The sequence below is a fragment of the Geminicoccus sp. genome, assembly GCF_036263595.1.
In the GTDB taxonomy this organism is placed as follows: Bacteria; Pseudomonadota; Alphaproteobacteria; order Geminicoccales; family Geminicoccaceae; genus Geminicoccus.
Genome location: NZ_DATAGQ010000133.1, coordinates 1 through 22,616 on the forward strand (window position 1 = coordinate 1; position 22,616 = coordinate 22,616).

The 22,616-nt window shown below is 63.9% G+C and carries 16 protein-coding genes and 1 pseudogene; 6 read left to right on the forward strand and 11 right to left on the reverse strand.

The genetic code is table 11. From position 1 onward, the window contains the following. The first annotated feature begins 270 nt into the window (after positions 1–270). Positions 271–1,464, forward strand: coding sequence for a calcium-binding protein (locus tag VHL31_RS12845; RefSeq protein WP_329661615.1), 1,194 nt, complete (start codon positions 271–273; stop codon positions 1,462–1,464). A gap of 547 nt (positions 1,465–2,011) precedes the next feature. Then, positions 2,012–5,416 carry an ATP-binding protein gene (locus tag VHL31_RS12850; RefSeq protein ID WP_329661616.1) on the forward strand — a complete coding sequence of 1,135 codons (3,405 nt, stop codon included), beginning with the start codon at positions 2,012–2,014 and terminating at the stop codon, positions 5,414–5,416. Between the two features lie 290 nt (positions 5,417–5,706). On the opposite strand, the gene VHL31_RS12855 is transcribed toward VHL31_RS12850, so the two are convergent. The 5 genes from VHL31_RS12855 to VHL31_RS12875 form a co-directional block, all read right to left on the reverse strand. Then, complete coding sequence (locus VHL31_RS12855; RefSeq protein ID WP_329661617.1) at positions 5,707–6,480, reverse strand: alpha/beta hydrolase; 774 nt, start codon at positions 6,478–6,480, stop codon at positions 5,707–5,709. A gap of 11 nt (positions 6,481–6,491) precedes the next feature. Then, positions 6,492–6,719 (reverse strand): tautomerase family protein, encoded by a 228-nt coding sequence (locus VHL31_RS12860; protein WP_329661618.1) that lies wholly within the window; start codon positions 6,717–6,719, stop codon positions 6,492–6,494. Between the two features lie 23 nt (positions 6,720–6,742). After that, positions 6,743–7,789: an LLM class flavin-dependent oxidoreductase gene (locus VHL31_RS12865; RefSeq protein ID WP_329661619.1), complete on the reverse strand. Its 1,047-nt coding sequence runs from the start codon at positions 7,787–7,789 to the stop codon at positions 6,743–6,745. 78 nt (positions 7,790–7,867) lie between these two features. Next, positions 7,868–8,419, reverse strand: a complete 552-nt coding sequence (locus VHL31_RS12870) for a flavin reductase family protein (RefSeq protein WP_329661620.1) — start codon at positions 8,417–8,419, stop codon at positions 7,868–7,870. Between the two features lie 41 nt (positions 8,420–8,460). Then, a complete protein-coding gene (locus VHL31_RS12875) occupies positions 8,461–10,050 on the reverse strand; it encodes an ABC transporter substrate-binding protein (RefSeq protein ID WP_329661621.1) in 1,590 nt (529 codons plus the stop codon). Positions 10,051–10,268: 218 nt separating this feature from the next. Between VHL31_RS12875 and VHL31_RS12880 the strand changes: the two genes are divergently transcribed. After that, the gene (locus VHL31_RS12880) at positions 10,269–10,913 is read left to right on the forward strand and encodes a TetR/AcrR family transcriptional regulator (RefSeq protein WP_329661622.1); all 645 of its coding nucleotides are present in this window, start codon (positions 10,269–10,271) and stop codon (positions 10,911–10,913) included. 52 nt (positions 10,914–10,965) lie between these two features. On the opposite strand, the gene VHL31_RS12885 is transcribed toward VHL31_RS12880, so the two are convergent. Then, complete coding sequence (locus tag VHL31_RS12885; RefSeq protein WP_329661623.1) at positions 10,966–11,292, reverse strand: AbrB/MazE/SpoVT family DNA-binding domain-containing protein; 327 nt, start codon at positions 11,290–11,292, stop codon at positions 10,966–10,968. A gap of 556 nt (positions 11,293–11,848) precedes the next feature. Between VHL31_RS12885 and VHL31_RS12890 the strand changes: the two genes are divergently transcribed. After that, positions 11,849–12,991, forward strand: a complete 1,143-nt coding sequence (locus VHL31_RS12890) for a Bcr/CflA family efflux MFS transporter (protein ID WP_329661631.1) — start codon at positions 11,849–11,851, stop codon at positions 12,989–12,991. A 1,277-nt stretch (positions 12,992–14,268) separates the two neighbouring features. On the opposite strand, the gene VHL31_RS12895 is transcribed toward VHL31_RS12890, so the two are convergent. The 4 genes from VHL31_RS12895 to VHL31_RS12910 all read right to left on the reverse strand — a co-directional run bounded on the left by VHL31_RS12895 (position 14,269) and on the right by VHL31_RS12910 (position 17,429). Then, a complete protein-coding gene (locus VHL31_RS12895) occupies positions 14,269–15,516 on the reverse strand; it encodes an AAA family ATPase (RefSeq protein WP_329661624.1) in 1,248 nt (415 codons plus the stop codon). Then, a complete protein-coding gene (locus tag VHL31_RS12900) occupies positions 15,513–15,752 on the reverse strand; it encodes a hypothetical protein (protein WP_329661625.1) in 240 nt (79 codons plus the stop codon). The genes VHL31_RS12895 and VHL31_RS12900 overlap by 4 nt, the downstream gene beginning before the upstream one ends. Before the next feature lie 28 nt (positions 15,753–15,780). Beyond that, on the reverse strand, positions 15,781–16,563 hold the full coding sequence (locus VHL31_RS12905; protein WP_329661626.1) for a hypothetical protein: 783 nt from the start codon (positions 16,561–16,563) through the stop codon (positions 15,781–15,783). 95 nt (positions 16,564–16,658) lie between these two features. After that, a complete protein-coding gene (locus VHL31_RS12910) occupies positions 16,659–17,429 on the reverse strand; it encodes a helix-turn-helix domain-containing protein (RefSeq protein ID WP_329661627.1) in 771 nt (256 codons plus the stop codon). Between the two features lie 250 nt (positions 17,430–17,679). On the opposite strand from VHL31_RS12910, the pseudogene VHL31_RS12915 reads away from it, so the two are divergent. Further along, positions 17,680–18,081 (forward strand): annotated as a pseudogene (locus VHL31_RS12915) (ACT domain-containing protein). 301 nt (positions 18,082–18,382) lie between these two features. Here VHL31_RS12915 and VHL31_RS12920 read toward each other — a convergent pair. After that, entirely contained in the window at positions 18,383–21,700 is a 3,318-nt protein-coding gene (locus VHL31_RS12920; RefSeq protein WP_329661629.1) for an adenylate/guanylate cyclase domain-containing protein, read from the reverse strand. Between the two features lie 346 nt (positions 21,701–22,046). On the opposite strand from VHL31_RS12920, the gene VHL31_RS12925 reads away from it, so the two are divergent. Next, positions 22,047–22,616, forward strand: a 570-nt coding sequence (locus VHL31_RS12925) for a hypothetical protein (RefSeq protein WP_329661630.1), incomplete at its 3' end; no start/stop codon positions are given.

The following is a 22,616-nucleotide window of genomic DNA, read 5'->3' on the forward strand; positions in this document are numbered from 1 at the left end:
CGGGCATGGACCCGGATCGGCCAGCGTAGCGGGCGCGCTCCACCGGACCCACGTCCGCCCCAACGTCCTCGTCCATCCTCCACCTCCTTGCAGTCCTCTACCTGCAATGCGGTGTCTCAAAGAACTGTAGGCCGGGAGAGAGCCAGTCACGCCAACGTTACTTGGCTGCACCGAGCGGTTGAGACGGCCAAGCCTTGTCTGCCGCCTGGGCCAGGCGCACACTGGCCGTGTCACCGGACGCAGAGGGCAACGACGAGGGGAGGCGGCACCATGGCGGTCATCATCGGCGGCACCGAGGAGTTTCCCGGCAAGAACAACCGCCTGGTCGGCACCGAGGACGAGGATTTTATCTTCGGCGACCCCTACACCACAGGTGCCGGATTTTTCGATGAGGAGAGCAACCCAATCGACATCCCGCAGATCGGTGGGGCTTTGTCCTCAGGCCGGGGCGGCAACGACTGGATCGAGGGCCGCGGTGGTTTCGATGAGATCTATGGCGATGCCTGGGAGATCAGGGGGACCGCTGAAGGGGGGAATGATTATCTCAAAGGTGGCGGCCTCGTCGGTGATGCCGATGTGATGTCTGGCCACGCCCGTGGCGGCAGCGACTACCTTGTCGGCACGGGAAGTCATACTCGTCTTGTGGGCGATGCCTTCAGCATGAGCGACCATGCCCGTGGCGGCAACGACCTCCTCGACAATAGCTCGGGAGGGGTGGCCTCCATCGTCGGCGACAGCGGCGATACCATGTCCGGCAGCGCGCGGGGCGGCGATGATTGGCTTATTGGGGGGAAGATGGATGATATCCTCCTAGGCGATGGCTTAAATATCGTAGGCATAAATATCGTAGATAGCGCCAGGGGCGGTAGCGACGTCCTCTTTGGCGGGGCGGGAAACGACGAGCTCATCGGCGATGCCTTCAGCATAGGAGGCCACACCCGTGGCGGCGACGACTTGCTCATCGGTGGCGCTGGGAATGACGTCCTCGAAGGCGATGCCACGTACCTGATCTCCAATGCCCAGGGGAATGCCAGGGGTGGCAGTGACGCCCTCATTGGTGGGGCGGGAGAGGACCGCCTTGTCGGTGATGCCGACATCGTGGGCGACCATACCCAAGGCGGCAATGACTACCTGGTTGGTGGCGAAGGCGACGACATCCTCTTTGGCGACTTCGATCTCCAAGCAAGCATCGACGAAGGTATCACAGACTTCAGCAACATCGTCCGTGGTGCCGATACCTTCATCTTCACTCCTAGCAGTGGTCTGGACAACATCGGCGACTTCCAGTCCGGCAAGGACACGATCGACCTCAGTGCCTACGGCATCACCAAGTTCGCCGACCTGACCATCGAGACGAGGGCGGGCGCGACCATCATCGACCTCGACAAGAGGGCCGCCAACATCAACGAGATCACGCTGGATGACATCGTCAGCCTGCGAGCGGGCGATTTCGTCTTCGCCTGAACCTCATCCAGCAGTTTAGCATCGCCTTGCAGTTCAGCATCCTTCCGCCTTCCACCTGGGCTGGCGCGACCTGAACGTCGGCACTTGGCTGGTCTCACCTGCAGACCCGCGAATACGTTCTGCAAGCGACCGGTAAGCTCCAGAACGCCAGATGACGAGGCAACGAGTATAGATGAGATGACAGGAACCATGTGATTCCCGGCACCTTCCCGAACCGCCGGAGCCGAGGTTCTTCCTCCTCCGCTCATGCTGCACGGCAACCCCTGCCGGATTGGCTGCTGGTACGGAAACATCCTCTTGAGGATTTCCCGTCTACTGGTCGGCTATATGTACAAGCGGGCGCTAACTTATGAGCGGCTGATGGTAGGGCTGCCGGGCCGGCCGTCGGGGCAGGCCACCAGCCTTGAGCCCGGAGCAGGTTGAGCAGAGCACGGCGGCGCTGACCAACGGTGCCTCCAAGACCTCGGTCTGCCGAAACTTCAGGGTGCCACGGTCGACGCTACTGGCTACGTTGAAGAGAGTCGGATGGAAACTGCCCGCCAGAAAGATGACCTCGCACGTTCGATCGAGTTCTGGAGTAAGCTATCGATCAAGGAGAGAGGCAAGGCATGTGTCGGAGGAGCAGGACTTAGACCTCGCGGTTTGGCTGCGGGACCTGGGACTCGGACGTTACAGGCAGGCGTTCTGCGATGCCGAGGTGACGCTTGAGATCCTGCCAGAGCTGACTGACGCGGACCTGCGGGAGCTCGGGCTCCCACTGGGGCCGCGAAAGATCGTGCTCAAGGCGATCCGCGATCTAGCCCATCCGCCGGTGACGACGCTAGCGGCGGAGGCAGCCCAGGCAGAAGCAAAGCAGGGCGCGCCTCTAGTCACGTCTCAGGCTGAGCGACGGCAGCTGACGTTGATGTTCGTCGACTTGATTGGCTCGACAGCGCTCACCGCCCGCCTTGACCCGGAGGACATGTGTGATGTTCTGCGCGCTTACCAGAACAAAGTCGCAAGCGAAGTCGCGCGGTTCGAGGGGCACGTCGCCAAGTATATGGGCGACGGCGTGCTGGCCTACTTCGGCTGGCCCAGGGCGCACGAGGACGAGGCGGAGCGTGCCACTCGGGCCGGTCTGGCGATCACCGCGGCCGTCGGCCGCCTCTCCACCCCGCTGGGAGAGCCGCTTGCGGCTCGGATTGGGATAGCGACTGGCCTCGTGGTCGTCGGAGATCTTGTGGGCGAAGGCAGTGCACAGGAGGAGGCGGTGGTTGGAGAGACCCCGAACCTTGCCGCGCGTCTGCAGGAAGTGGCAGGACCGGGGATGGTGGCGGTCGCAGCGGACACTCGGCGGCTCCTGGGCGACGTGTTCGAACTGCGCGAGCTCGGTCCGCTCCGACTTAAGGGTTTCGCGCACCTAGTGACTGGCTTTCAGGTCCTCGGCGAGCACCCCGCCGGTAGCCGTTTCGAGGCCCAGCGGCCAGGCAGAGCGTCGCCCATGGTCGGACGCGATCAGGAGCTGGCGCTCGTGCGCGAGCGTTGGCGGCAGGCCGCCGCCAGCGAGGGGCAGGCGCTGCTTGTGGTCGGCGATGCCGGCATCGGCAAGTCCCGCCTGATCTATGCTGCACTGAACGCGGTCGCTGAAGATGAGCATGTCGCGCTCCGCTACCAGTGCTCGCCCCACCATACCGGAACAGCGCTCTGGCCGGTCGTCCAGCAGCTCAAGTTCGCCGCCGGCCTCTTGCCCACTGACACGGAAGCGGCGAAAGTCGACAAGCTTGCGGGGCTGCTGCGCAGCGGTGCGGAGGAAATCGACGAGGCAGTACAGCTGATCGCACCACTGCTCGGTATCGACGTCAGCGCGCGCTACCCGGCGCTCGAGCTGACACCGCAGCAGCAACGTGCCCGCACGCTGGCGGCGCTGGTGGGGCAGCTCCTGGGACTGGCTCGGTGCCGGCCAGTGCTGCTGGTGCTTGAGGACGCACACTGGGCCGATCCCACTACTCTCGAGCTGATCGGCCAAACCCTCGACCGGATCAAAAATACACAGGTGCTCGTGCTGCTGACGAGCCGGCCAGACGGCGAGCCACGCTTGAGTGGACACCCGCACGTGACCCGGCTCACGCTCAAGCGCCTTGGTCGCGGCCCGACCGCGGCAATCATCACGTTCCTTGTGGGCCAACATGGCCTAGCGCCAGGGGTCCTGCATGAAATCGCAGCGCGGACCGACGGAGTACCGTTGTTCGTCGAGGAGCTGACCAAGGCGGTGCTGGAGGCGGGAGCAGCGGGGAAGGCGGCGGTGCCGACGTCGCTGAATGCCTCGTTGATGGCGCGTTTGGATCGGGTCCCTGGAGCCAAGGAGGTAGCGCAGGTGGCGGCCTGCCTCGGTCGAGAGTTCGGCTACCCGCTGCTCGCCACGGTCTCCCGCGTGCCCGAGCCTGAGCTCCGGGCTGCGCTGGATCAGCTCAGGGCGGCCGAGCTGGTCTTTGTGCGGGGTGAGCCGCCTGATGTGATCTACACCTTCAAGCACGCGCTGGTGCGGGACGCAGCCTACGAGAGTTTACTCAGGAGCCGACGCAGCCAACTGCACGCCCGGATAGCCCAGGTCCTTGAGGAGCATTTTCCAGAGGTGGCGCAATCGGAGCCAGAGCTTGTGGCCCGTCACTTCACCTGGGCAGGGTCTTGCGAGAAGGCAACCGCTTATTGGCACAAGGCCGGACGGCGCGCGATGGCCGGTGCGGCCACCGCCGAGGCGATCGCCCATCTCACCGCAGGGCTCCAGGGCCTGGCCACCCTCCCCGAAAGTTCTGCCAAAGGCTTGCTTGAGCTCGACCTCCAACTTGCTCTCGGCGGTGCCCTCGCAGCGGGCAGGGGCACCGGGATGCCCGAGACGGGCCGTGCCTACATGCGCGCGGCTGCCCTCTGTCGCGAGCTCTCCCTTGCACAGCCGCTCTACGCGGCGCTCGACGGCTTGGTGACCTACCACCGTAGCCGGGACGAACTTCCAGCCGCCACGGTGGTCGGTGCGGAGCTGCTGGACTCGGCATGCCGAGAAGGGGATGCCGCGGCCCAGATCATCGCTCACATGAACAATGGCATCGTCTGCCTCGCGCGTGGCGAGCTAGGTGCGGCAGCTGCCCACTTCCGGATGGCCCTCGGCCTGTACGACCCGGCGCGGCATGGCGATCTGAGGTTGACCTATGGCTATGCGCCTGACGTCGTCTGCTCGGGCTACCTGGCATGGGTTCTGCTCTCCTCTGGATTCATGGAGCAAGCGGTGCAGAAGAGCGAGGAGTCGCTCCTGCAGGCTCGGAAGATCTCGGACCCGCTCTCGCTCTGCTTCGCCCTGCACCGAGCCATGGGTTTCCATCAACTACGGGCGGACGGGGATGCCGTCGAGCGAGCCGCGGAGGAGCTGAGCGCGCTCGCGGCCAAGCATGGCTTTGTCTCATACGCCTCGTACGTCGAACTTTACCGCAGCTGGGCACTTGCGCGTCAGGGGCAGACCGGGGCCAGCGTGGAATCAGTGTGGCGGGCACTCAGAGCCCTGCGGGATAACAAGGACGTGGACTTCTTCCCGCGTACGCTGGCAATGGCAGCCGAGGTGCTCGCAGGCGGTGGGGAGACAGCCCATGCACTCGAGCTGGTAACTGAGGGCCTCGGGAGGGTGATCGCAAACGAGGAGCGATGGTTCGAGGCCGAGCTGCAACGCCTATGGGGGCAGTTGCTTCTGGCCTCCGATCCCTGCCAAGCAGAACGCTGCTACATTCGGGCCATAGAGGTCGCCCGCGAGCAGGGCGCAAGGTTGTGGGAGCTGCGCGCGGTGACCAGTCTCGCTCGCCTGTGGCGGGACCAGGAAAGACAGATCGAGGCGCGCGACCTGCTCGTGCCAGTCCATGGCTGGTTCACTGAGGGCGCCGAGACAGCAGACCTGCGGGCGGCCAAGGCGCTCCTTGCTGAGCTGGCCTGATCGCTGCCCAGGTCATACGGTTCAAAGCACAAGAGCATTTTGCTCTGCCGAGAGCCTCACGACGAACCCAGGATGACGGGGCGTTGGATGCATCGCCATAGATAGTATGCGGGGGAGGGGCCTTGTCTTGTTAGGATCTCGACCTGCTCAGGCTGCTGTCTTGGATGATCGGGAACGACGCATCTGAGACGGGCTGTGGTGTCTCGCGCTTCTGCCTTGCTGGGGTAGACCCATGAGAGACAAAGGCGTGTGGTAGCTAAGTTTTAGGCCACTGGCCTTCTACGGTAGAGTTATGAGGATTGTGCCAGGAGGAAACGCTTCATCGGCGGGATGACGCGTTCGGAGGCCTCGATCAGGATCGCGTGCTTCAGCCCTTCCAGGATCACCAGCTCGGATTGCGCCATGGCGGCGGCGATCTGCTGGTTCAGGCGAGGGTTACAGCCACCGTCAAGTTCACCTGTGAGGACGAGTGCCGGCACGTCGATCTCGTGCAGCCATGGGGCCATCTCTGTCTCGGCATAGATGTCGAAGACGTTGAGGAACACGTTCGAGGCGGTGTCGACCACCTGACGCTTGCGCCACTCGATGACGTCGGGACGGGCCGCAGCGAATTCATCGGTGAACCAGCGCGCGGTCAGCGTATCCAGCACCTGCCCAATGCCGCGCTCGCGCATCGCGGCAACCACCGCCTTCACCTTTGCGCTGTCGTCTTCCGTGCGGAACGCCGCGGTAGACAGAAGGCCGAGCGAGATCACCCTGGCCGGATGGCGGCGGGCATAGGCCGGACCAATCATGCCGCCCAGCGAGTGGCCGGCGACGTGGATCTTCTCGAAGCCCAGCTTTGCGCGCAGCTGCTCAAGGTCGTCTACCAGATCGTTCAGGCCGAAGCGGCCTTCGGGCAACGGCGAGTCGCCATGCCCGCGCAGGTCATAGGACACGCAGGTGAAGTCGTCCTTCAGCGCTTCCACAAGCTTTGTCCAGGCAGTGCGCCGGGCACCGATGCCGTGGACGAGGAACAGGGCAGGGCCCCGACCCTCCACCGAGTATGCACACTCGATCGCCATATCTGGCTGCCTCACTCAGTCTTCGCTGGCGCGGCAGCGGGCGCGGTGTCCGGATAAAGATCGGAGCAGAGTTCGCCACCGATGGCCCAATCGCCGCGATCGATGTCGGCGAGGATGATGTGCACCGATTGCGGCTTGCCGCCACAGACCTCAACGTAAGCATCCGTCAGCGCCTTCACGAGGCGACGCTTTTGTTCGGCGCCGCGGCCACTGAACATCTCGACCTTGATCATCGGCATGTCGTTCTCCTGGATCCAATAGGTCAGGCGACGGACTTCGTCCGAACGCTGGAGAGGTGGGGCATCACATCCTGCGAGAAGCGCTCCATCATCTCCAGCGTCTCGCCTTGGGTCTGGCCAAAATTCGAGGAAAGGATGACCTCATCGATGCCGGCTTCAGCATAGGCAGCCAGCCGGTCGATCATCTCGGCGGCCTCGCAGATGATCAGGCTGCGGCTGAGATCCTCGATCGACTGGTTTCGCGGCAACGGCCGGATGGCACCGGAATCGACGATTCCGGGCCCGGTGAAGACGTTGTCGAAGCGTTCGTAGTAGGTGTAGGCGAGCGCCAGCTTGCGACGGGCGTCCGCTGCATCGCGTGCGAGATAGACACCCCGCTGAAGCGACAGCCGGCTCCTACGTCCCGCCGCCTCAGCATCAGCCCTGCCGCGCTTGAAGGCGTTGACCTGATCCAGGAGCACGGCATGGGAAGCCTGGAGGGGCGTGGTCTGCACCATGTAGCCGCGCCGCGCGCATTCCTCGATGCCCGGGATCGTCATCACCGCCAACATCAGCGGGATCGGCTCTTCCGGACGCGGCATCACCGTGATCGGGTCGAAGCGGTAATACTCCCCGTCCCATGACACTTCTTCGCGCGTCAGCAGCGCTTCGAGAACGGCGAGCGACTCCTCGAACTTGCGCTTGCTGGTCTCGATCGGCGTGCCAAGGCGGGCAAGCTCGTAGGCGAACGCGCCGCGACCGACGCCCAGGATCAGTCGCCCGTCGCACAGGGCACTCGCCTGCACGACCTCCCCGGCAAAGACGCGCATGTCACGGATCGGCAGGACGGCGATGGCCGTCATGATCTCGACATAACGCGTGGCGGCCGCAACCTTCACCGCCAACTGCAGCGGTGAGGGCACCAGGAGGATGTTGATCAGGTGGTGCTCGGGGATCGACACGCCCCGATAGCCGAGCCGATCAGCCCAGACGGCCTGCTCCACCATGTCGTGATAAAGTCGCCTTCCACCATAGGAAGGGTCAGGCAGGTAGCTCGACAGGAAGTGGTTGAAGTCCATGGTACCGCTCATCGAGAGAGGTTCAGGGGCAGGGCCGGAGCGGCCGATCGTCGTCTCGTCAGCTCAAGTGACCGGGCAGCGCTTTGATGTTCACGCCGCGGACCTCGCTCTATCGTCCAGCAGCAGCTCCCTGCGTTCGTTTCGAGCGTGGAACCTGACATAGCTGCCGCGATGGTATCCGAGCGGCAGGCCGCTGCCTGATACAAATCGCTCCACCTCGCCAACCAGAATGACATGGTCGCCGGCATCCACGACCTGCCGGCTGAGGCACGCCATCATGGCCAGGCTGTCCGGGAGGACGGGCGGCTCATCCGCTGTCAGGTGAGCAAGCGCTTCCTGCTTCGCAGCTCCGCGGGAAGCAAACGCCCTGGACAGCTCACACTGCCAGTCGCCCAGCACATTGACGCTGAACCGTTCGGCACGCGTGAAGGCGGCACAGCAGGTGGCTGCCTTTGCCAGGCAGACCAGGATCAGCGGTGGGTCCAGCGATACCGACGTGAAGGAGTTGGCGGTGAACGCGCGCGCAGCGCCTTCCTCGTCGCGTGTCGCCACCACCGTGACGCCCGTCAGGAAGTGGCCGAGCATGTCCCGGAACGTCCTGGCCTCGCAGCTGTCGGCATCCATCCAGGTGGCCTTGGACATCGCTCCCTCCGGGCCAAACGGTTCCGGCGCAGTCTGCCGGCTCAGGCGACCCACCAGCGTTCGATGGCCTTCATGCCGTCCAGCGGCAGATCAGCGGCGATCTGTTCGGGAGTGCCCACGCCTTCGCCTAGGCCATGCACATAGTTCATGAACATCGGCACGATCGTGCCGCCATCGTCCCTGACGAGTGCTTGCATCTCGCCATACATCGCGGCGCGCCTGGCTTCATCGAACTCCGTCCGTGCCTGGATCAGAAGGGCATTGAAGCGCTCATTGTCCCAGTGCGTGTCGCCGAACGAAGCGCCCCTGGCATAGATCAGGGAGAACACAGCGTCCGGCGTGGGGCGGCCGGTCCAGTAGCAGGTGCAAAATGGCTTCTTTGCCCAGACATTGCTCCAGTAGCCGTCGCTGGGCTCGCGCACGACGTTGATGTCGATACCAGCCTTGGCAGCGGATTCCTTGAAGAGCAAAGCTGCATCGACCGCACCGGCAAAGGCGGCATCGGATGTGCTGAGATCGACGGCGAGGCGGTCGATTCCGGCCTGCTTCAGGTGATGCTTTGCCTTGTCCGGGTCGTAGGTCCGCTGCTCCAGCTCGTGGTTGAAATAGCGCTGGCTCGCCGGGATCGGATGGTCGTTACCGACGGTGCCATGACCGCGCAGAAGCGTCTGGACCCACTGCGCACGATCGATGCCCGATTTGAGGGCCAGCCGGACATTCAGGTCATCAAACGGCTTCACGTCGACCAGCATCGGCATGGTCGCATGCTGGTAGCCCTGGACCTCCAGGATGCGGATCCGGTCGCTGCGCTCAAGGAGCGACAGCGTCTTGGGATCGACGCGGTTCATCACGTTGATCTCGCCCGTCATCAGCGCGTTCTGCCGGGCGGTGGCGTCGTTGATGGCGACCAGCCTCACGCTGTCGGCGTGTGCGCGGCCTTGCTTCCAGTAGTTGGGAAAGCGTGATGCCTCGGCGGTGACGCCGGCCTCGAACAGGTCGAGCTTGTAGCCGCCGGTGCCGATGCCGGACTGCCAGTCGACGCTGCCGTCGGGATTGGCGGGCATGACCCCCAGGTGATAGTCGCTGAGCAGGATGGCGAGATCGGCGTTGCCCTCAGCCAGCGTGATCCGGACCGCCTGCGGACCATCCGCCTTCACCTCGGCGATCTGCTCGAAGATGCTCTTGGCCAGGGAGGTCGACGCCTCGCCACGGTGGTGGTTGATCGAGGCAACGACATCCTCGACGCTCAGCGGCTTGCCGTTATGGAACTCGACCCCCTGGCGCAGGCGGAACAGCCAGGTCTTGGCGTCGGGAGACGACTCCCAGGACTCGGCGAGTTCACCTACCGGCTTCCCCGCGGCATCCAGCTCCACGAGATTGTTGCGCAGGCCGCCATAGCTCAGGGCCATCATGAAGTCGTCCCAGGCAAGGCCGGGATCGAGGGTGTCCGTGGTGTTGGCACCGGCAAGGCCCAAGATGAGCGTGCCGCCCTTGACCGGATTGGCCCGTGCTGAACGGGGAAGGATGAGCCCGCTGCTGCCAGCGGCCAGCCCTGCCATGGCAAAGCCCTTCAGGACGCCCCGCCGCGATGGATGAGCCGCAAACCTGTGGTCGAACCAAGCCTCAGACATAGCGGATCCGCCTCCTCGACTAGCCTCACGCCGGCTTTGCGCAGCGCCACCATATTTGTACGAACGTACAATAGCGAGATTTGTACGTTCGTACTAAAAGGCCTGTCAAGAAGCTCGGTCATCACGGCAGGGCAAGCGAAGGTGAGATCCGTCGAGCTTGATTTATCTTACAGTCACCCTTTGGCATCGCGGCCACCCTCCCTGCTCTGCGACGTTGCATGCCTGACAAGAAGCGAAAGCCGCGCGTGTTCCGGTCAGGCGACGAGCGGCGGGGTGAGGTCATCGAGGCTGCGTTCCATTGCCTTCAGGAATCCGGCTACGCCAAGCTGTCGGCGCGCAGGATCGCCGACCGGGCTGGGATCTCGCTCGGGCAGCTGACCTACTACTTCAAGGACATGCGCGAGGTGCTGGTGGAGACCTACCGGCACGCTTCGCTGCAGCTCTTCGAGGCAACGCAGCAGGGCTTGAGCGACGCGCCAAAAAGCCCGACGGAGCAGTTGCACGTCTTTCTGGAGACGGGTTTCACCCGCGACTTCCTGCGACGTGATTACCTGCGCGTGCGGATCGACCTCTGGTCGGCGGCGCTGACACACGAGGAGATCGCGGCTGTGGAGCGTGAGCTTTACGAACGCTACCGGCTGCACCTCAAGACGATGATCGAAGCGGTCGCTGGAGACAGAGAGGTGCCGGCCGCGAGCATCGCAATGTTGGTCGATACGATCATGGCAACGCTCGACGGTTTATGGCTCGACTGGGAACGCCGGGGAAGCGAGGCAGCGGTCCGCAACGGGTTGGACGCCAGCATGCTTCTGGTCGAGTATGTCATGTCGAGGACCAGCCCGCCCCAGCAGTACAAGCCCTGAGGCTGACCAAGCGGGGTTGGATATCGAGAACACGGGTCCGCAGCCGAGATGGTCAGACGGTGCCCTTGCGCCGCCCGCCGACCTTGATGCTTGGCGTCGTCAGATCCGGTACCAGCGCCTTGCGCGGCCGGCCTCGCTTGGCGACCGCTGTCACTGCTTCCACTGTCTCTGGCGGCTCAGCTGGCGCTGCTGCCGGCGGTGCCACAGCCGCCTCCGGTTCAAGAGCAGCGGTCTGCTTGGCCTGTTTGGCTGAACGCAAGAGCAGGCCAGCTTCGGTAAGTTCGATCTCAAGGCGATCGCCAGTGGTGACGTCAAGGTGCTGGCGTGCCTCGGCTGGCAGGGTGAGCCAGCCGTCATAGTGCAATTGGATGGTGGGCAAAGGAAGCTCTGTTTCTAAAAGAGAGAACACTGCCATCCATTACACCATTATCCGCTCCACTTCGTCCAGGGCACCTTGCCCAAATCCGATCACATAACTGGGAGTGCGCAGCCATGCATGATTGGCTATGGCCACGGCCTTCCAACGTGCCACTGTTCTTCACGTAGGCGGTGATCCCGCTCGTCTGGGGCAAGATCCTCTATGGCCTGGTCCGGCTGGCTGACAAAGGCGGGGGATTGGTGATCTGCAACGACAACGACTTCGGGGCTGCGATGTAGCCGTGCTGGATCCAGCGGCAGGCGTCACAGGGCATGCCGGCTGCCCATGCCGAAGTGGTTGATGTACCGTCCGCTTCGCCAGCAGCTCGCAGCGTAGCTGCGTGCGTTCCTGGCATGGCCTTTGCCTCATGGCAGAACCGGCTCAACCGCCCGATCGTGCCGACCAGGCAGCACGTCCCCGGCATCTGCACCAGGAACCAGACAACGTGATCAAGCCAACGGAAGAGGCCCCGCTTCCGCGTTCCCGGATGCCGTCACCAGGTGCCCTGTTGTTGCTGATGGCTCTGACCGCCCTTGGGCAAATGGCCACCAACCTGGTCGTGCCCTCCCTTGGGGCGATAGCAGCGGATCTATCATTGCCGGCAGGCTCGGCAGGGCTGATCCTCTCCGCGGTGCTGATCGGGATCGGGCTTGGCCAGCTGGTGGTGGGTCCGCTGTCGGAGCGGGAAGGGCGACGGCCCGTGCTGCTGGCAGGGCTGGCGATCTATGTGGCAGCCAGCATTGCTGCGACGGTGGCGCCTAATGGCACGATGCTGCTGTTGGCCCGACTGATGCAGGGCCTGGGTGCCAGTGCCGGCCTGGCCCTGCCGCGTGCCATCGCTCGCGACCGCTACGCCGGCGACACGTTCTTGCGGGTCATGTCGCTGCTGACCTTGGCAATGGCGGTCATACCGGCGCTGGCACCGGTGCTGGGCGGTGTCATCTCCGGCCTGCACGGCTGGCGAGCATCATTGGCGCTGAGTGCCCTGTGTGGGCTCCTGGTCACCATCGTCGTGGTGCTGGTACTGCCGGAAAGTCACCATGGCCGCAGCCGAGAGGGCGGCATCGGGGCAGTCTTAACCAACTATCGCCATGTGCTGCGTGTACGTGCCTTCCTCGGCTACTCCTTGACGTCGGGCGCAGCGATTGCCGGTGGCTATGCTGCGTTTGCTGCAGCAGAACGCCTGTATGGCGGCACGTTCGGGTGGACACCGACCGAGGTCGGGCTGGCCACGGCCAGCTATGCCATGGCCTTCCTGATGGGCGGCCTGTTGGCGCCACGCCTGCGTGTTGGCCCACAAGCACGCATCCGCACCGGCATTTGCCTGCTGGTACTGAGCGCGCTTTTGTTCCTGGGCCTGCAGGCTACCGGCCTCGTCTCTGCCTGGCTGGCAATGGCCATGATCATCCTCTCGCAGATCGGTGTCGGGTTCATGCTGCCGCCGGCAATCGCACTGGGCCTGATGGCGGTGGAGGGTGCTGCCGGCACCTCCAGTGCGGTCATGGGGGCGTTGCACATGCTGGCGGGGGCGGCTGGAGCAGCGATGGTCGGAGCGATCGAGGCACCTGCCATCTGGGCTGTGCCGACGGTCCTGCTTGCCTGTGCAGGCCTCGCAGCTGGTTGCGTCTTGCTGACGCGACCGAACAGCTCGCTGCGCTGACGTGAAGTCGAAGACCTGCGAGAGACAGTACGAGTGATCTACCAAACTCCTGATCCGGCCAAACCGGCACCAAAACAGAGCCAAAAACGCCTGAAAATCGCCTCAAAATGCCCTTATTTTGGCTAAGAATCGGCTGTTTTTGCAGCCATGTTGGAGCTCAACCACCTGTCCATCATGCCCTTCCACTTGGTGGATCGAAGAAGCGGTCTGCAGGATCGGGTGGCATTGGCGGTCCAGGCAGCGCCAGTCGAGCCCGTTCGGTGGGTGTAAGACCAAGGACACTGCCAAGCTTAGTCAGCGCACTCAGATGATAACCGGCCATACTTGCAAAGTCGTTGCGCTCCATGGTCTTCAGGCGACAAAAAGTCTCCAAAGTAGATCTGTCAGCCGGTGTCAGCCAATACGCAACCTCTGCCACTTCCCGCCACACAGCACGCTCGACAGCATTCTTGAGGGTCTTAGGCGGTGTACCCACCACACCTTCAACCAACGGCTCGTCTGCACGCTTGCCATGTCGATCCGCGCGAAAGCCCCCGTTCAACCTGAGGCGCTCAGTAGGGACGGGTAGTCGTCCGCGCATATTGGGTTCTCCAAAAACTTCAATTTTGCCAATGAGTACGCGAGCCAGCCAATACGGTACTGCAGCCTTTCGACTGCAGAGAATCGGGTGGCCCCGGGGGTACCTGGAGTGGCCAGACTTTCTCGGATTCACATAGTTAGCATCACGGGTGGATGAACCCGGTCCCGGTCCCGAAGGGCGCCAGAGATTGCAACCGCCCGGGATAGCTCGCGCATGAGCCCCACCGATTGCACATGCTTTCGACGTCATCGCCGGCGCTCTCGACGCGGCCTCGCCGTGTGCAGGGCAGAGCATGCTCCTGCTCACCGCCCGTGCTCCAGGCGCAGGATCATCAGGCCAGCGGGGAACTTCAGCAGCCGGCAGGCCAGGCTTGGCAACAGGCTCTTGATCGGCGCATTGAGCATGACCCGGCCGTGGTCAAGGTAGATGCGCCAGCCGTGTAGCCGGCCTTGTCCAGGGCTCGTCGGGCTGCCTCGGCCTCCAGGGACATAGGCGAGATCTAGTTCAACATTGAGCTTCCGATGGATCAACCACACTGGTTCATGTTGCGCGTACCCACCCACCCCACAGTGGTCAGGGCTAAAGCCCCTGACACACGTGTGTGGGTGGTGGGTTTGGTGTCCACACCGGTACTCCTGTGCAGTTTCCACACCGGTGTGGGTGACCAGTGTGGGTGGTTGCCGGCTTGTCGAGCCGATCATTCTGCAGCCTCCACGAGGGTGTTCAGGTCGATGGTGGAGGCCATGTGCATGGCTGCCTCACTGGCTGGTTCTGCATCTTCCGCAGTCTTCCTAGTGGTCCGGGCGATGCCGGTGATCACCGAGTAGTTGGCGCGCTTGCCAACCTGGGCGTTGGCCTGGATCACCCCATCTGCGAACAGTGCTTCCATCGCTGCGTGCAGGTTCTTGGCGGTGCATCCCTCGTGCAGGGCGGCCTTGATGATGACCTTGGGCGCATAGTTCCCAGCACGCTCGGAATGCGAGACCGAGCGGTTCTGCGCCGTGAGCTTGTCCAGCGCTCGAAGGAACACTGCCTTGTGGTTGGCGAGTTCCTGATAGGCGCCAATCTTGTCCGCCATCGTCTCGGGCGGGGCATCGGCCAGATGCGAGACCCCATAGTCGTCGACGACGATCTCGTACTCGAACATCGGCGCATAGTTGGCCTTGGCAAGCTTCAGGTAGCGGCGGGTCAGCCCATCATCGTCCTTCTCGTGCAGAAGGATGCGGGCGCGCACCGTGCCGTCCCAGCCTGTCGATCCTGAATATTCAGCTTCGTTTTTCGGTGGGTGGGCCAGCAGCAGCACGCAGCCCTTCAGCTCAAGTGCCAGGCCAGCCAGCAGGTTCACATAGGCAGTGACCTGGGCCCGATCATTCTCCGAGCCGGGGAAGGTCTGCGCCACCGTGTCGACGATCACGAGCTTTGCCTTGGCCGAAATCGCGGCCGCTCTTAAGGCATTATAGGCCGGCGTCGGCGACGTGATGCCAGTTCGGGCATCGAACGCTACCAGCGCATTGCCGGCCCCGACCCTTGGCGCGAACAGGAGCTGACCCGGAGGCCTGATGTGTGTGCCTAGGCTTTTTACCATGCGGTGATACCTGCGGTGCAGCTCATCCGCATCGTCTTCACAGGAGTAGACGAGTACCGTGCAGCCGTGCGTCTTCATCCCGAGGAAGGCATGGCCACGCTGCACCATCACCCCGAGTTGCAGCGCGAGCTGAGACTTGCCGACGCCACCCTTGCCAGTGAGCAGCGCAACGGTCCCAGCCGGCAGCAAGCGCTCCACGATCCATACCCGAGGCGGCGGATCAATCCCCTCTAAGGAAGCCGAATTGATCATGGCCAAGGATTCAGGCTTGGCCTGCTCCCGCTTGGGCGGTGGTTCACCGCGCAGGTAGGCGGCTTCCGCGTCATCGATATCTGCATAGAAGCCGGCCCGATCGGTCATGCCGCACCGCCCACGGCCCGCTCCAGGCCGCAGCGAATAATCCTAGCAATTTCCTCAGGTGGATCCTTGAGGCCGGCTTCGCGGGCGGCCTTTCCAAGAGCGTCGAAGATCTCATGGGCGCTAGCTTGGTGGGTGTGGATCAGGTCGCCCGCCCGCCAAGCACAGCCGTGCAGCTTCTTGTGCCGTTCACCTTCCGGTGCGCGGGCGACCGCACGAGCCAGAACGTCCAGCGGCACTAGCTCGTCGTGGTAATGTGAAAAGCGCTCACTCGCAGACGCGAGCTCGATCCGCCTGAGTGCCTTGACTGGTTCCGGGACCTCCAGCGCGACCAGATCCCGATCCAGCGAAGTGGACGCGCTTAGCCACCGGGTCAGACATCCCGACGAAGCCGGGTGCAGCCGTGTAGATGATCTGGACGGGCCGCAGGGTGCACTCGTCGATCGGTGCGCCAAGCATGGCCCGCTTGATCTCGTGCCCGTAGAGCGGCCGGTCCAGCAGGAACCACAGCCGCATCTTCGCACCGGGCTTGATGCCGGCGGATGCGCTCGCGACCACGATAAAGCCGGCGCCGTGGAAGGCAGTCGGGAAGGTCCGTTCAATCAGGCTACGGGCGAAGTCGACGATACGGTGCGGCAGATACCAGCCGTCAGGCGCCAGCACATTATCAATGTCAAACGCGACCCATTCCCGAGGAACGTCAGCCAGGGTTGCTTTGAGGATCGAGCCATTCCGTGTTGGCTTGTCGATCAAACGGCGCTTCAAGTTAGCTAGATCGAGCCCAGGCTTCACGGCTGCTCGAACAACACAGCACCAGGGCTGGGCCTGAAGGTAGCACTGCACCTGGAAGAGGTGGTGCAGGTCGGTGATGCGCACCGACCTCGCACTGAAGGTGGCAGCGTAGTCGTAGTTCTTTGGAGCTTCCTGGCCGATCGTCCAGATCTTCCGCAGCTCGCGGCGGCGGCTGGTCAGGATCGTCAGATCACGCGGATGGGCACCGGCCAGCGAGGAAATGGACGCCTCGAACTTGGCTTTGGCCGGTTCAGCCATAGCGCCATGATCATCTTCTGCGCCTGTTAGTGGGGGCGGACGCCACTTACGAGGTGGCGGAAGCGAGCGAAGGAGCGGGGGCAAGGTGACAGGCATCATCTGCCCTCCGGAACCCGAAGGTTCTGTTCAGCAGTGCTGCTGCTTTCGTCTTTTAGAAGATTCGCGACCGCAAGAAGTGTATCATTTGTAAACTGGCGAATGATCGTCAAGTCGCCGGCCCCATACTTGCGGCGGACGCTTCGTTTGGATTGATCAAAATCTCTAGGTTTACTGTCTATCAGATCAACAAGTTGATAGCCGACTTCTTCATGAAAGAACGACATATCTGAGCCATAAATGTCGAGTTCGATACTGGCTCCAGGAACGGGGCCAAAGAAGGAAACGCCAATTCGATGAAAAAAGTATTCAGGGCCAAGTTTGCCGGCAGCCTCCAAGACTGCATTAGGTGCCATGGCCTCAATGAGTGCCGTCAGAGCATCGGCAACGCGATGGCGAGTGGGAAGTGTCTGCAGTTGCGGTACTTCGAAGCCGCCCATGTTCCAGGCACCGTCACCTTCGATCCAATCCCCCTGGAACTGACTGCTGTCTGTGGACGGCCCTTGGGTGCGGCATGCATTGCTAAAGGAGCGGACGCGATCGAAGTCGCGCACGATCTTCTCGGCAGGTTCCTTCTCGAACCGGCTCCCGCCGGCAGCGACCAGCAAGAGGGCAGCATCTCGAGCCGCCATTCGCGCGGCACTAGGGCCCCGCCCGCTCTTTGTCACAAGCCCAGCTTCGCGGAGGCTCCGGTAATAGGTAGTCACCGTCGCCTTGGAGATGCCGAGTATGTCGGCGACCGTCTCGATCAGCTCACCCGAAGTGGCCATGCAAGCACCCCATGAATGTACCATCGGTTATGACAGCCAATGGCGCTACAGTCAACACCATTGGTTCTCATAGCCAATGGGCATTCGGGGATGCAGAACGAATGACTGTCGCGGCGCGCTGCGACGTGCTTCTCTCCAATGATCATCGCCTCAAGGTGCCGGCAGGACTGCTACGTGTTGGCCTTGGCTGATGAAGCAGCGCCCATGATGCTGCGATGGGCCGAACCGGTATCAAGATCAAGAGGACGGCATGACCGGCGAGACTGATCTCCCAACCCTCATCCGCTCCATGCAGCCGGTGCTGCGGCCTGGTGTCTTCGTCTTTGCCACCTTGCCGCTTGGCAAGCTGCCGGACGACATCCTCTCGCCGGTGATGGTCTTTCAGGAGGAAGAAGGAACCACGCTCGTGGTCGATCAGGCCTCAGCGCAAGCTGCAGGCTTGAGCGGCATCTTCCCCTGCCGCATGATCACCTTGAACATCCATTCCTCGCTGGAGGCGGTAGGCTTCCTCGCGGCGGTCACGGCCCGATTGGCGTGAGCGAACATCGGCGTCAATCCCGTCTCCGCCTTTCATCACGATCATCTGTTCGTGCCGGTGGCGCGGGCCGACGATGCGATGAGACTGCTGCATGAGCTGGCGCACCGGGCATGATGCTCATGATGGCGTCTGCCTCGTTCTCTCAACGAGCCGTTTTGGGAGCGGTGCGTGCGCAGCAACGGCAGGCAGCGGCTGTTGACGAAGCATCGTTCCGGGATTTGGTTCTTTCTGTCTACGTTTCCTGATGCTTGCTTCTGAGAGTAATAGGAGCGCAACCGCAGCTCATCGGCTACGTCAGGGCCTCACCCTCGACCAGACGCGCAGCTTCGGATGGATGCGCCGAGGCTACCAAATGCCGATCCTTATCGACGAGTTGCCGAACGATGAAGCGCCACCCTATCCTGTGGCGGCCGCCTCAAAGCATGTCGAGCAACGCTTTCGCCTCCTGCAGGTCCGGCAGGTCGAACCCTTCCGTGAACCAGCCATGGATCGAGAGGAGCAGGTCGCGCGCTTGTTGCCGCTTGCCCTGCTGCACCCAGAGCCCGGCCAGGCTTGTTCCTGCACGGAGCTCCAGCAGCTTGCCATTCCTCGCACGGGCGCAGTCCAGCGCCAGACTGAATGCTCTGACGGCATCGTCCGGGCGCTCTTGTGCAAGGGCCAGGCGACCACGCAGGCGGTGCAGCTCGGCTACCGTGTAGAGATCGTGATGTGACAGGGCGAGCCCGAGCGCGTCCTCAAGCACTGCTGCCGCCTCAGCGGTCCGGGCAGCGTCGAGCAGGGCCTCGACAAGAAGGGCCGACAGGGTGGGAATGTGCAGCACGGTGCCGCTGGCCCGCCAGCCCGACAGGCCCCGGCTCATCAGCTCGATGCCACCCTCGAGATCGCCCGCCCGCGCCCGTGCCCAGCCCAGGAAGATCTCGCCGCCAGTCGCATAGAAGGTAAAGCCGTACTCGCGCGAGAGCGCCAAGAGCTCCTTGGCTGCCGTCTCGCAGGCCCGTGGCTCCCGGCGCAGGACGAGGGCGATGCTCCCTAGGGCCAGCGCGAAGGCGAGGCTGACCGGGTGGCGGAGGCGCCGCGCCTCCGCCAGGCCTTGGCGAACCAGTGCAAGGCCTGTGTCCGGCCGACCAGCCAGCGTATGCGCCCAGCCGGCATACTGCGCGCAGATGACCGCCGGAGCTTCACCATGCGAATGCAGGCAGGCACCCGCTGGCAGCATGGAGCAGGCCTCAAGTCCACGGTCCAGCGCCTCGATGGCATGCGTCAGCTCACCGCGGATCAGGCGGCTCGTGCCAAGTGCCCGCCAGGCCAGCGCCTGCTCTGCCAGGTCATCTCGTCGTCCGGCCACAGCGACAAGACGTTCAGCGAGGGTCAGGCTCTGCTCGAGTTCACCTCGGTCGTGGACGCAGTTCCAAAGCCCGCGCAGCGCCGCGAACAGCGCATCCCCATCCGCCAGACGCTCGGCCAGTTCCCGCGCACGATCATAGGTTGCTCCCACCTCTCGTGCCGCGTGGCCCTTGACCGCAATCAGCGATGGGCCGGCCGCCAGCCGCAAGCCCAGCTCCCGCCGATCACGCTCCTCCGTCTCAGGCAGGAATGGCAGCAGTCGCAAGCCCGCCTCGAGATGCCGAATGGCTTCGGCGTTCGCATAGCGGCGCGTCGCTGCCCGGCCGGCCTCAGCCCAAAGGTCGACGGCCCGCGCGATCTCGCCAGCGGCCTCGGCATGACGGGCCAGCAGTTCCGGCTCGGCTATCACCGTCTCCGGGAAACGCTCCGCCAGCACTTGGACGATCCTGCTGTGCAGGCGCTGCCGCTCCGCCTTCAGCAGGCTCTCATAGGCGGCATCACGCACCAGGGCGTGCTTGAAGGTGTAGCTGGCCTCGGGTGGCTCACCACGGGCGAACACCAGCTCCGCGGCAGCGAGCCGGTCGAGGGCCGCCTGCAGCCCGGCTTCGGGCATGGGCGAGACGGCCGCAAGGAGCGGGTAGGTGAACTCCCGCCCGATGCAGGCGGCGACCTGCGCCACCTCCTTGACCCCAGGCACCCGGTCCAGCCGGGCCATCAACGAGGCATGCAGCGAGACCGGCACCGCCACGCCCGCAGCCCCAGCCTCGAGTACCGCTTTGGTCAGCTCCTCGACGAACAGCGGCACCCCATCGGTCCGCGCAGCGATCTCACCCGGCAGCCCAGGCGGCAGGATCCGGTCGTTAGCAAGCCGCCGCACGATCGTCTCGGTGGCCTCACGGCCAAGGCGGTTCAGCGTGAGCCGTGTCACGTGCGGGTGCCCGCCCAGGGCCGGCTGGTTGTCAGGGCGGGTGGTCAGCAGCAGGAGCACCCGCGCGCTCGCGATCCGGTCGAGGGCCAGCCCCACGAGCTCGAGGGTGGTGGGGTCGATCCAGTGGGCGTCTTCGAGCACCATCAGCACTGGATGCCGCCGTGCCAGGCCTAGCAGCTGCTCGATCAAGACGGCTAGCGTGCGCGCCCGCCGTTGTTGTGGCGTCAGCTCCAGCGGTGCATAGCGGCTGCCGGTATCAAGACCGAGCAGCCCCGCAACCAAGGGCGCCACCTCAAGGCTATCCTCAGCACCCTGCTGCAGCAGCGCCTCGAGCTTGTCCAGCCGCGCCGCTTCGTCCTCATCCGCGGCAAAGCCGGCAGCAACGCGGATCTGCTGCGCCACCGGCCAAAGGGCTGTTCCGGTATGGTGGGGTGAGCACTGGTAGCGGAGCGCGATGTGCTCATCGTCGGCCACCGCATCCAGGGCACCCCGGACCAGGCGGGACTTGCCGATGCCGGCCTCGCCGACTAGCAGCACCGCCTGACCCTCGCCAGCTGTTGCCTGCCGCCATCGCTCGAGCACCAGCGCCAGCTCCTGCTCGCGTCCGACCATCGGCAGCAGCTGGCCCGGCCGCTTGGCCTCAAAGCGGCTGTTGGCGGAGCGCTCGCTGATGACCTGATAGCCTGCCACGGGCTGAGCAAAGCCCTTGAGATGGACCTGGTCGAGCGGGTGCATGTCGAAGGCCTCGCCCAGGAGCTGGCGCGTCTCTTCTGCGACGATGACGGTGCCCGGTGGAGCGATCGCCTGCAGCCGCGCGGCCAGGTTCGGTGTCTCGCCGACCACGGCCTCCTCCTGGGCGGCCGCCTCGCCGATGATGTCACCGACCACCACAAGGCCCGTGGCAATCCCGACCCGGGCCGCAAGCTGCTCCTCGGCCGGCGTGGCAAGGCATCCGACCGCTTCGATGATGGCGAGGCCGGCCCGCACCGCCCGCTCGGCCTCGTCCTCGTCCGCCCTGGGCCAGCCGAAATAAGCCAGCAGCCCATCACCCATCAGCTTGGCGACGTGGCCACCGCAGCGGGTGACCTCGACCGCAGCAGCGTTCTGGTAGGCCAGCAGAACGGTCCGCATCTCCTCCGGGTCGAGGCGCGCCGAGAGCGCGGTCGATCCGACCAGATCGATGAACATCACCGTGAGCTGCCGGCGCTCGGCATGGGGTGATGCGGGTGCCGCCGGTGGGATGCTTGCCTCGGTGGTGACGGTCGCCGAGCTGGAAGGAGCCACAGGTAGCGCCGCGATGGCCTGCAGCATCAGCCGCCGGTGGCCGACCGACGTGACCCCAATCTCCTTGAGGTCGTCCGCAGTCAGGCCTGGCAGGACCCGGTCGTCGACGTCGTTGTCACGGAACGCCTGCGCGTACCGGCTCAGGCCCAGCCCGTGCAACCACGCATCGACGTCCATGCCTTGCCCTCCGCCGAGGATCCTGGCCTTGCCCATTCACTGCACTCTAGACGAGAACAGCAAGAAGCGCTGCGCTGACGGCTCCTACCTCCGTATCGTCATCAAGGATGGCAGAACACACCTCGAGTGGTGCTCCAGGTCATACCGAGAGGGATGCCCTGGTCAAACGAGTGCGTAGAAATGATCTGTCCGAACCTTCGATTGCTGCTCAGGGCCTGCTGGACATCCACCCTCGCTCTTGTCGAAGGCCTCCTGCTGCCACGATCATGCCGGCCGATAATGTCGTTCCCGATCATGCTCCTGCTTGATATGCTGAGCCTTCCTCGACAGCAGGTTGATGCGGCAGATGTTCTTGGGACGCAGCATTGCGGCACTGCTTCTGCTCGGGTCGGCCCACGTCGTTGCCGCCGACGCACCTGTCATCCATCCGGCACCCATCGCTTATGCAGCGATCGACTGGGCGGCACCCCCGCTGCGTACCCGCTATGCCAGTCCTGACGGCAGAGGAACCGGTGCATCGCACATCAGCCCGCTTGCTCTTGTGGAGCTGCTTCCAACGCTACAGGCAGGCGATCGCCTGATCCTCGTTGCAGGCCGCTATCCGAGTGCCACTGTTACGGCCAAGGGTACGGCTGCCCATCCGATCAGCATCGAAGCACAACATCCCGCCTGCACATCCGGCTTCAGGCTGAACCCCTGTAGCGGTACCAGATTCAACAACACGAGCCTTACGATCAAAGACAGTTCCTACCTCCGGGTCCACGGCATGTCCTTCGATGTGGACTTGGACAAGAAGGCCAATGGCATCACCATCCTTGCAAGCCACCATCTGGCGATCACCCGCAACTACTTCTTCCAGCAGACCAGCACCGGTCTGTTGATTGGCGGGAAGGCTAGCGCTCCAGTGAGTCAGGTC

Coding starts and splice junctions, on each gene's coding strand:
- VHL31_RS12845 (WP_329661615.1), top strand. CDS start 271: ATGGCGGTCATCATCGGCGGCACCGAGGAGTTTCCCGGCAAGAACAAC.
- VHL31_RS12850 (WP_329661616.1), top strand. CDS start 2,012: ATGACCTCGCACGTTCGATCGAGTTCTGGAGTAAGCTATCGATCAAGG.
- VHL31_RS12855 (WP_329661617.1), bottom strand. CDS start 6,480: ATGGCGATCGAGTGTGCATACTCGGTGGAGGGTCGGGGCCCTGCCCTG.
- VHL31_RS12860 (WP_329661618.1), bottom strand. CDS start 6,719: ATGCCGATGATCAAGGTCGAGATGTTCAGTGGCCGCGGCGCCGAACAA.
- VHL31_RS12865 (WP_329661619.1), bottom strand. CDS start 7,789: ATGAGCGGTACCATGGACTTCAACCACTTCCTGTCGAGCTACCTGCCT.
- VHL31_RS12870 (WP_329661620.1), bottom strand. CDS start 8,419: ATGTCCAAGGCCACCTGGATGGATGCCGACAGCTGCGAGGCCAGGACG.
- VHL31_RS12875 (WP_329661621.1), bottom strand. CDS start 10,050: ATGTCTGAGGCTTGGTTCGACCACAGGTTTGCGGCTCATCCATCGCGG.
- VHL31_RS12880 (WP_329661622.1), top strand. CDS start 10,269: ATGCCTGACAAGAAGCGAAAGCCGCGCGTGTTCCGGTCAGGCGACGAG.
- VHL31_RS12890 (WP_329661631.1), top strand. CDS start 11,849: ATGGCTCTGACCGCCCTTGGGCAAATGGCCACCAACCTGGTCGTGCCC.
- VHL31_RS12895 (WP_329661624.1), bottom strand. CDS start 15,516: ATGACCGATCGGGCCGGCTTCTATGCAGATATCGATGACGCGGAAGCC.
- VHL31_RS12905 (WP_329661626.1), bottom strand. CDS start 16,563: ATGGCTGAACCGGCCAAAGCCAAGTTCGAGGCGTCCATTTCCTCGCTG.
- VHL31_RS12910 (WP_329661627.1), bottom strand. CDS start 17,429: ATGGCCACTTCGGGTGAGCTGATCGAGACGGTCGCCGACATACTCGGC.
- VHL31_RS12920 (WP_329661629.1), bottom strand. CDS start 21,700: ATGGACGTCGATGCGTGGTTGCACGGGCTGGGCCTGAGCCGGTACGCG.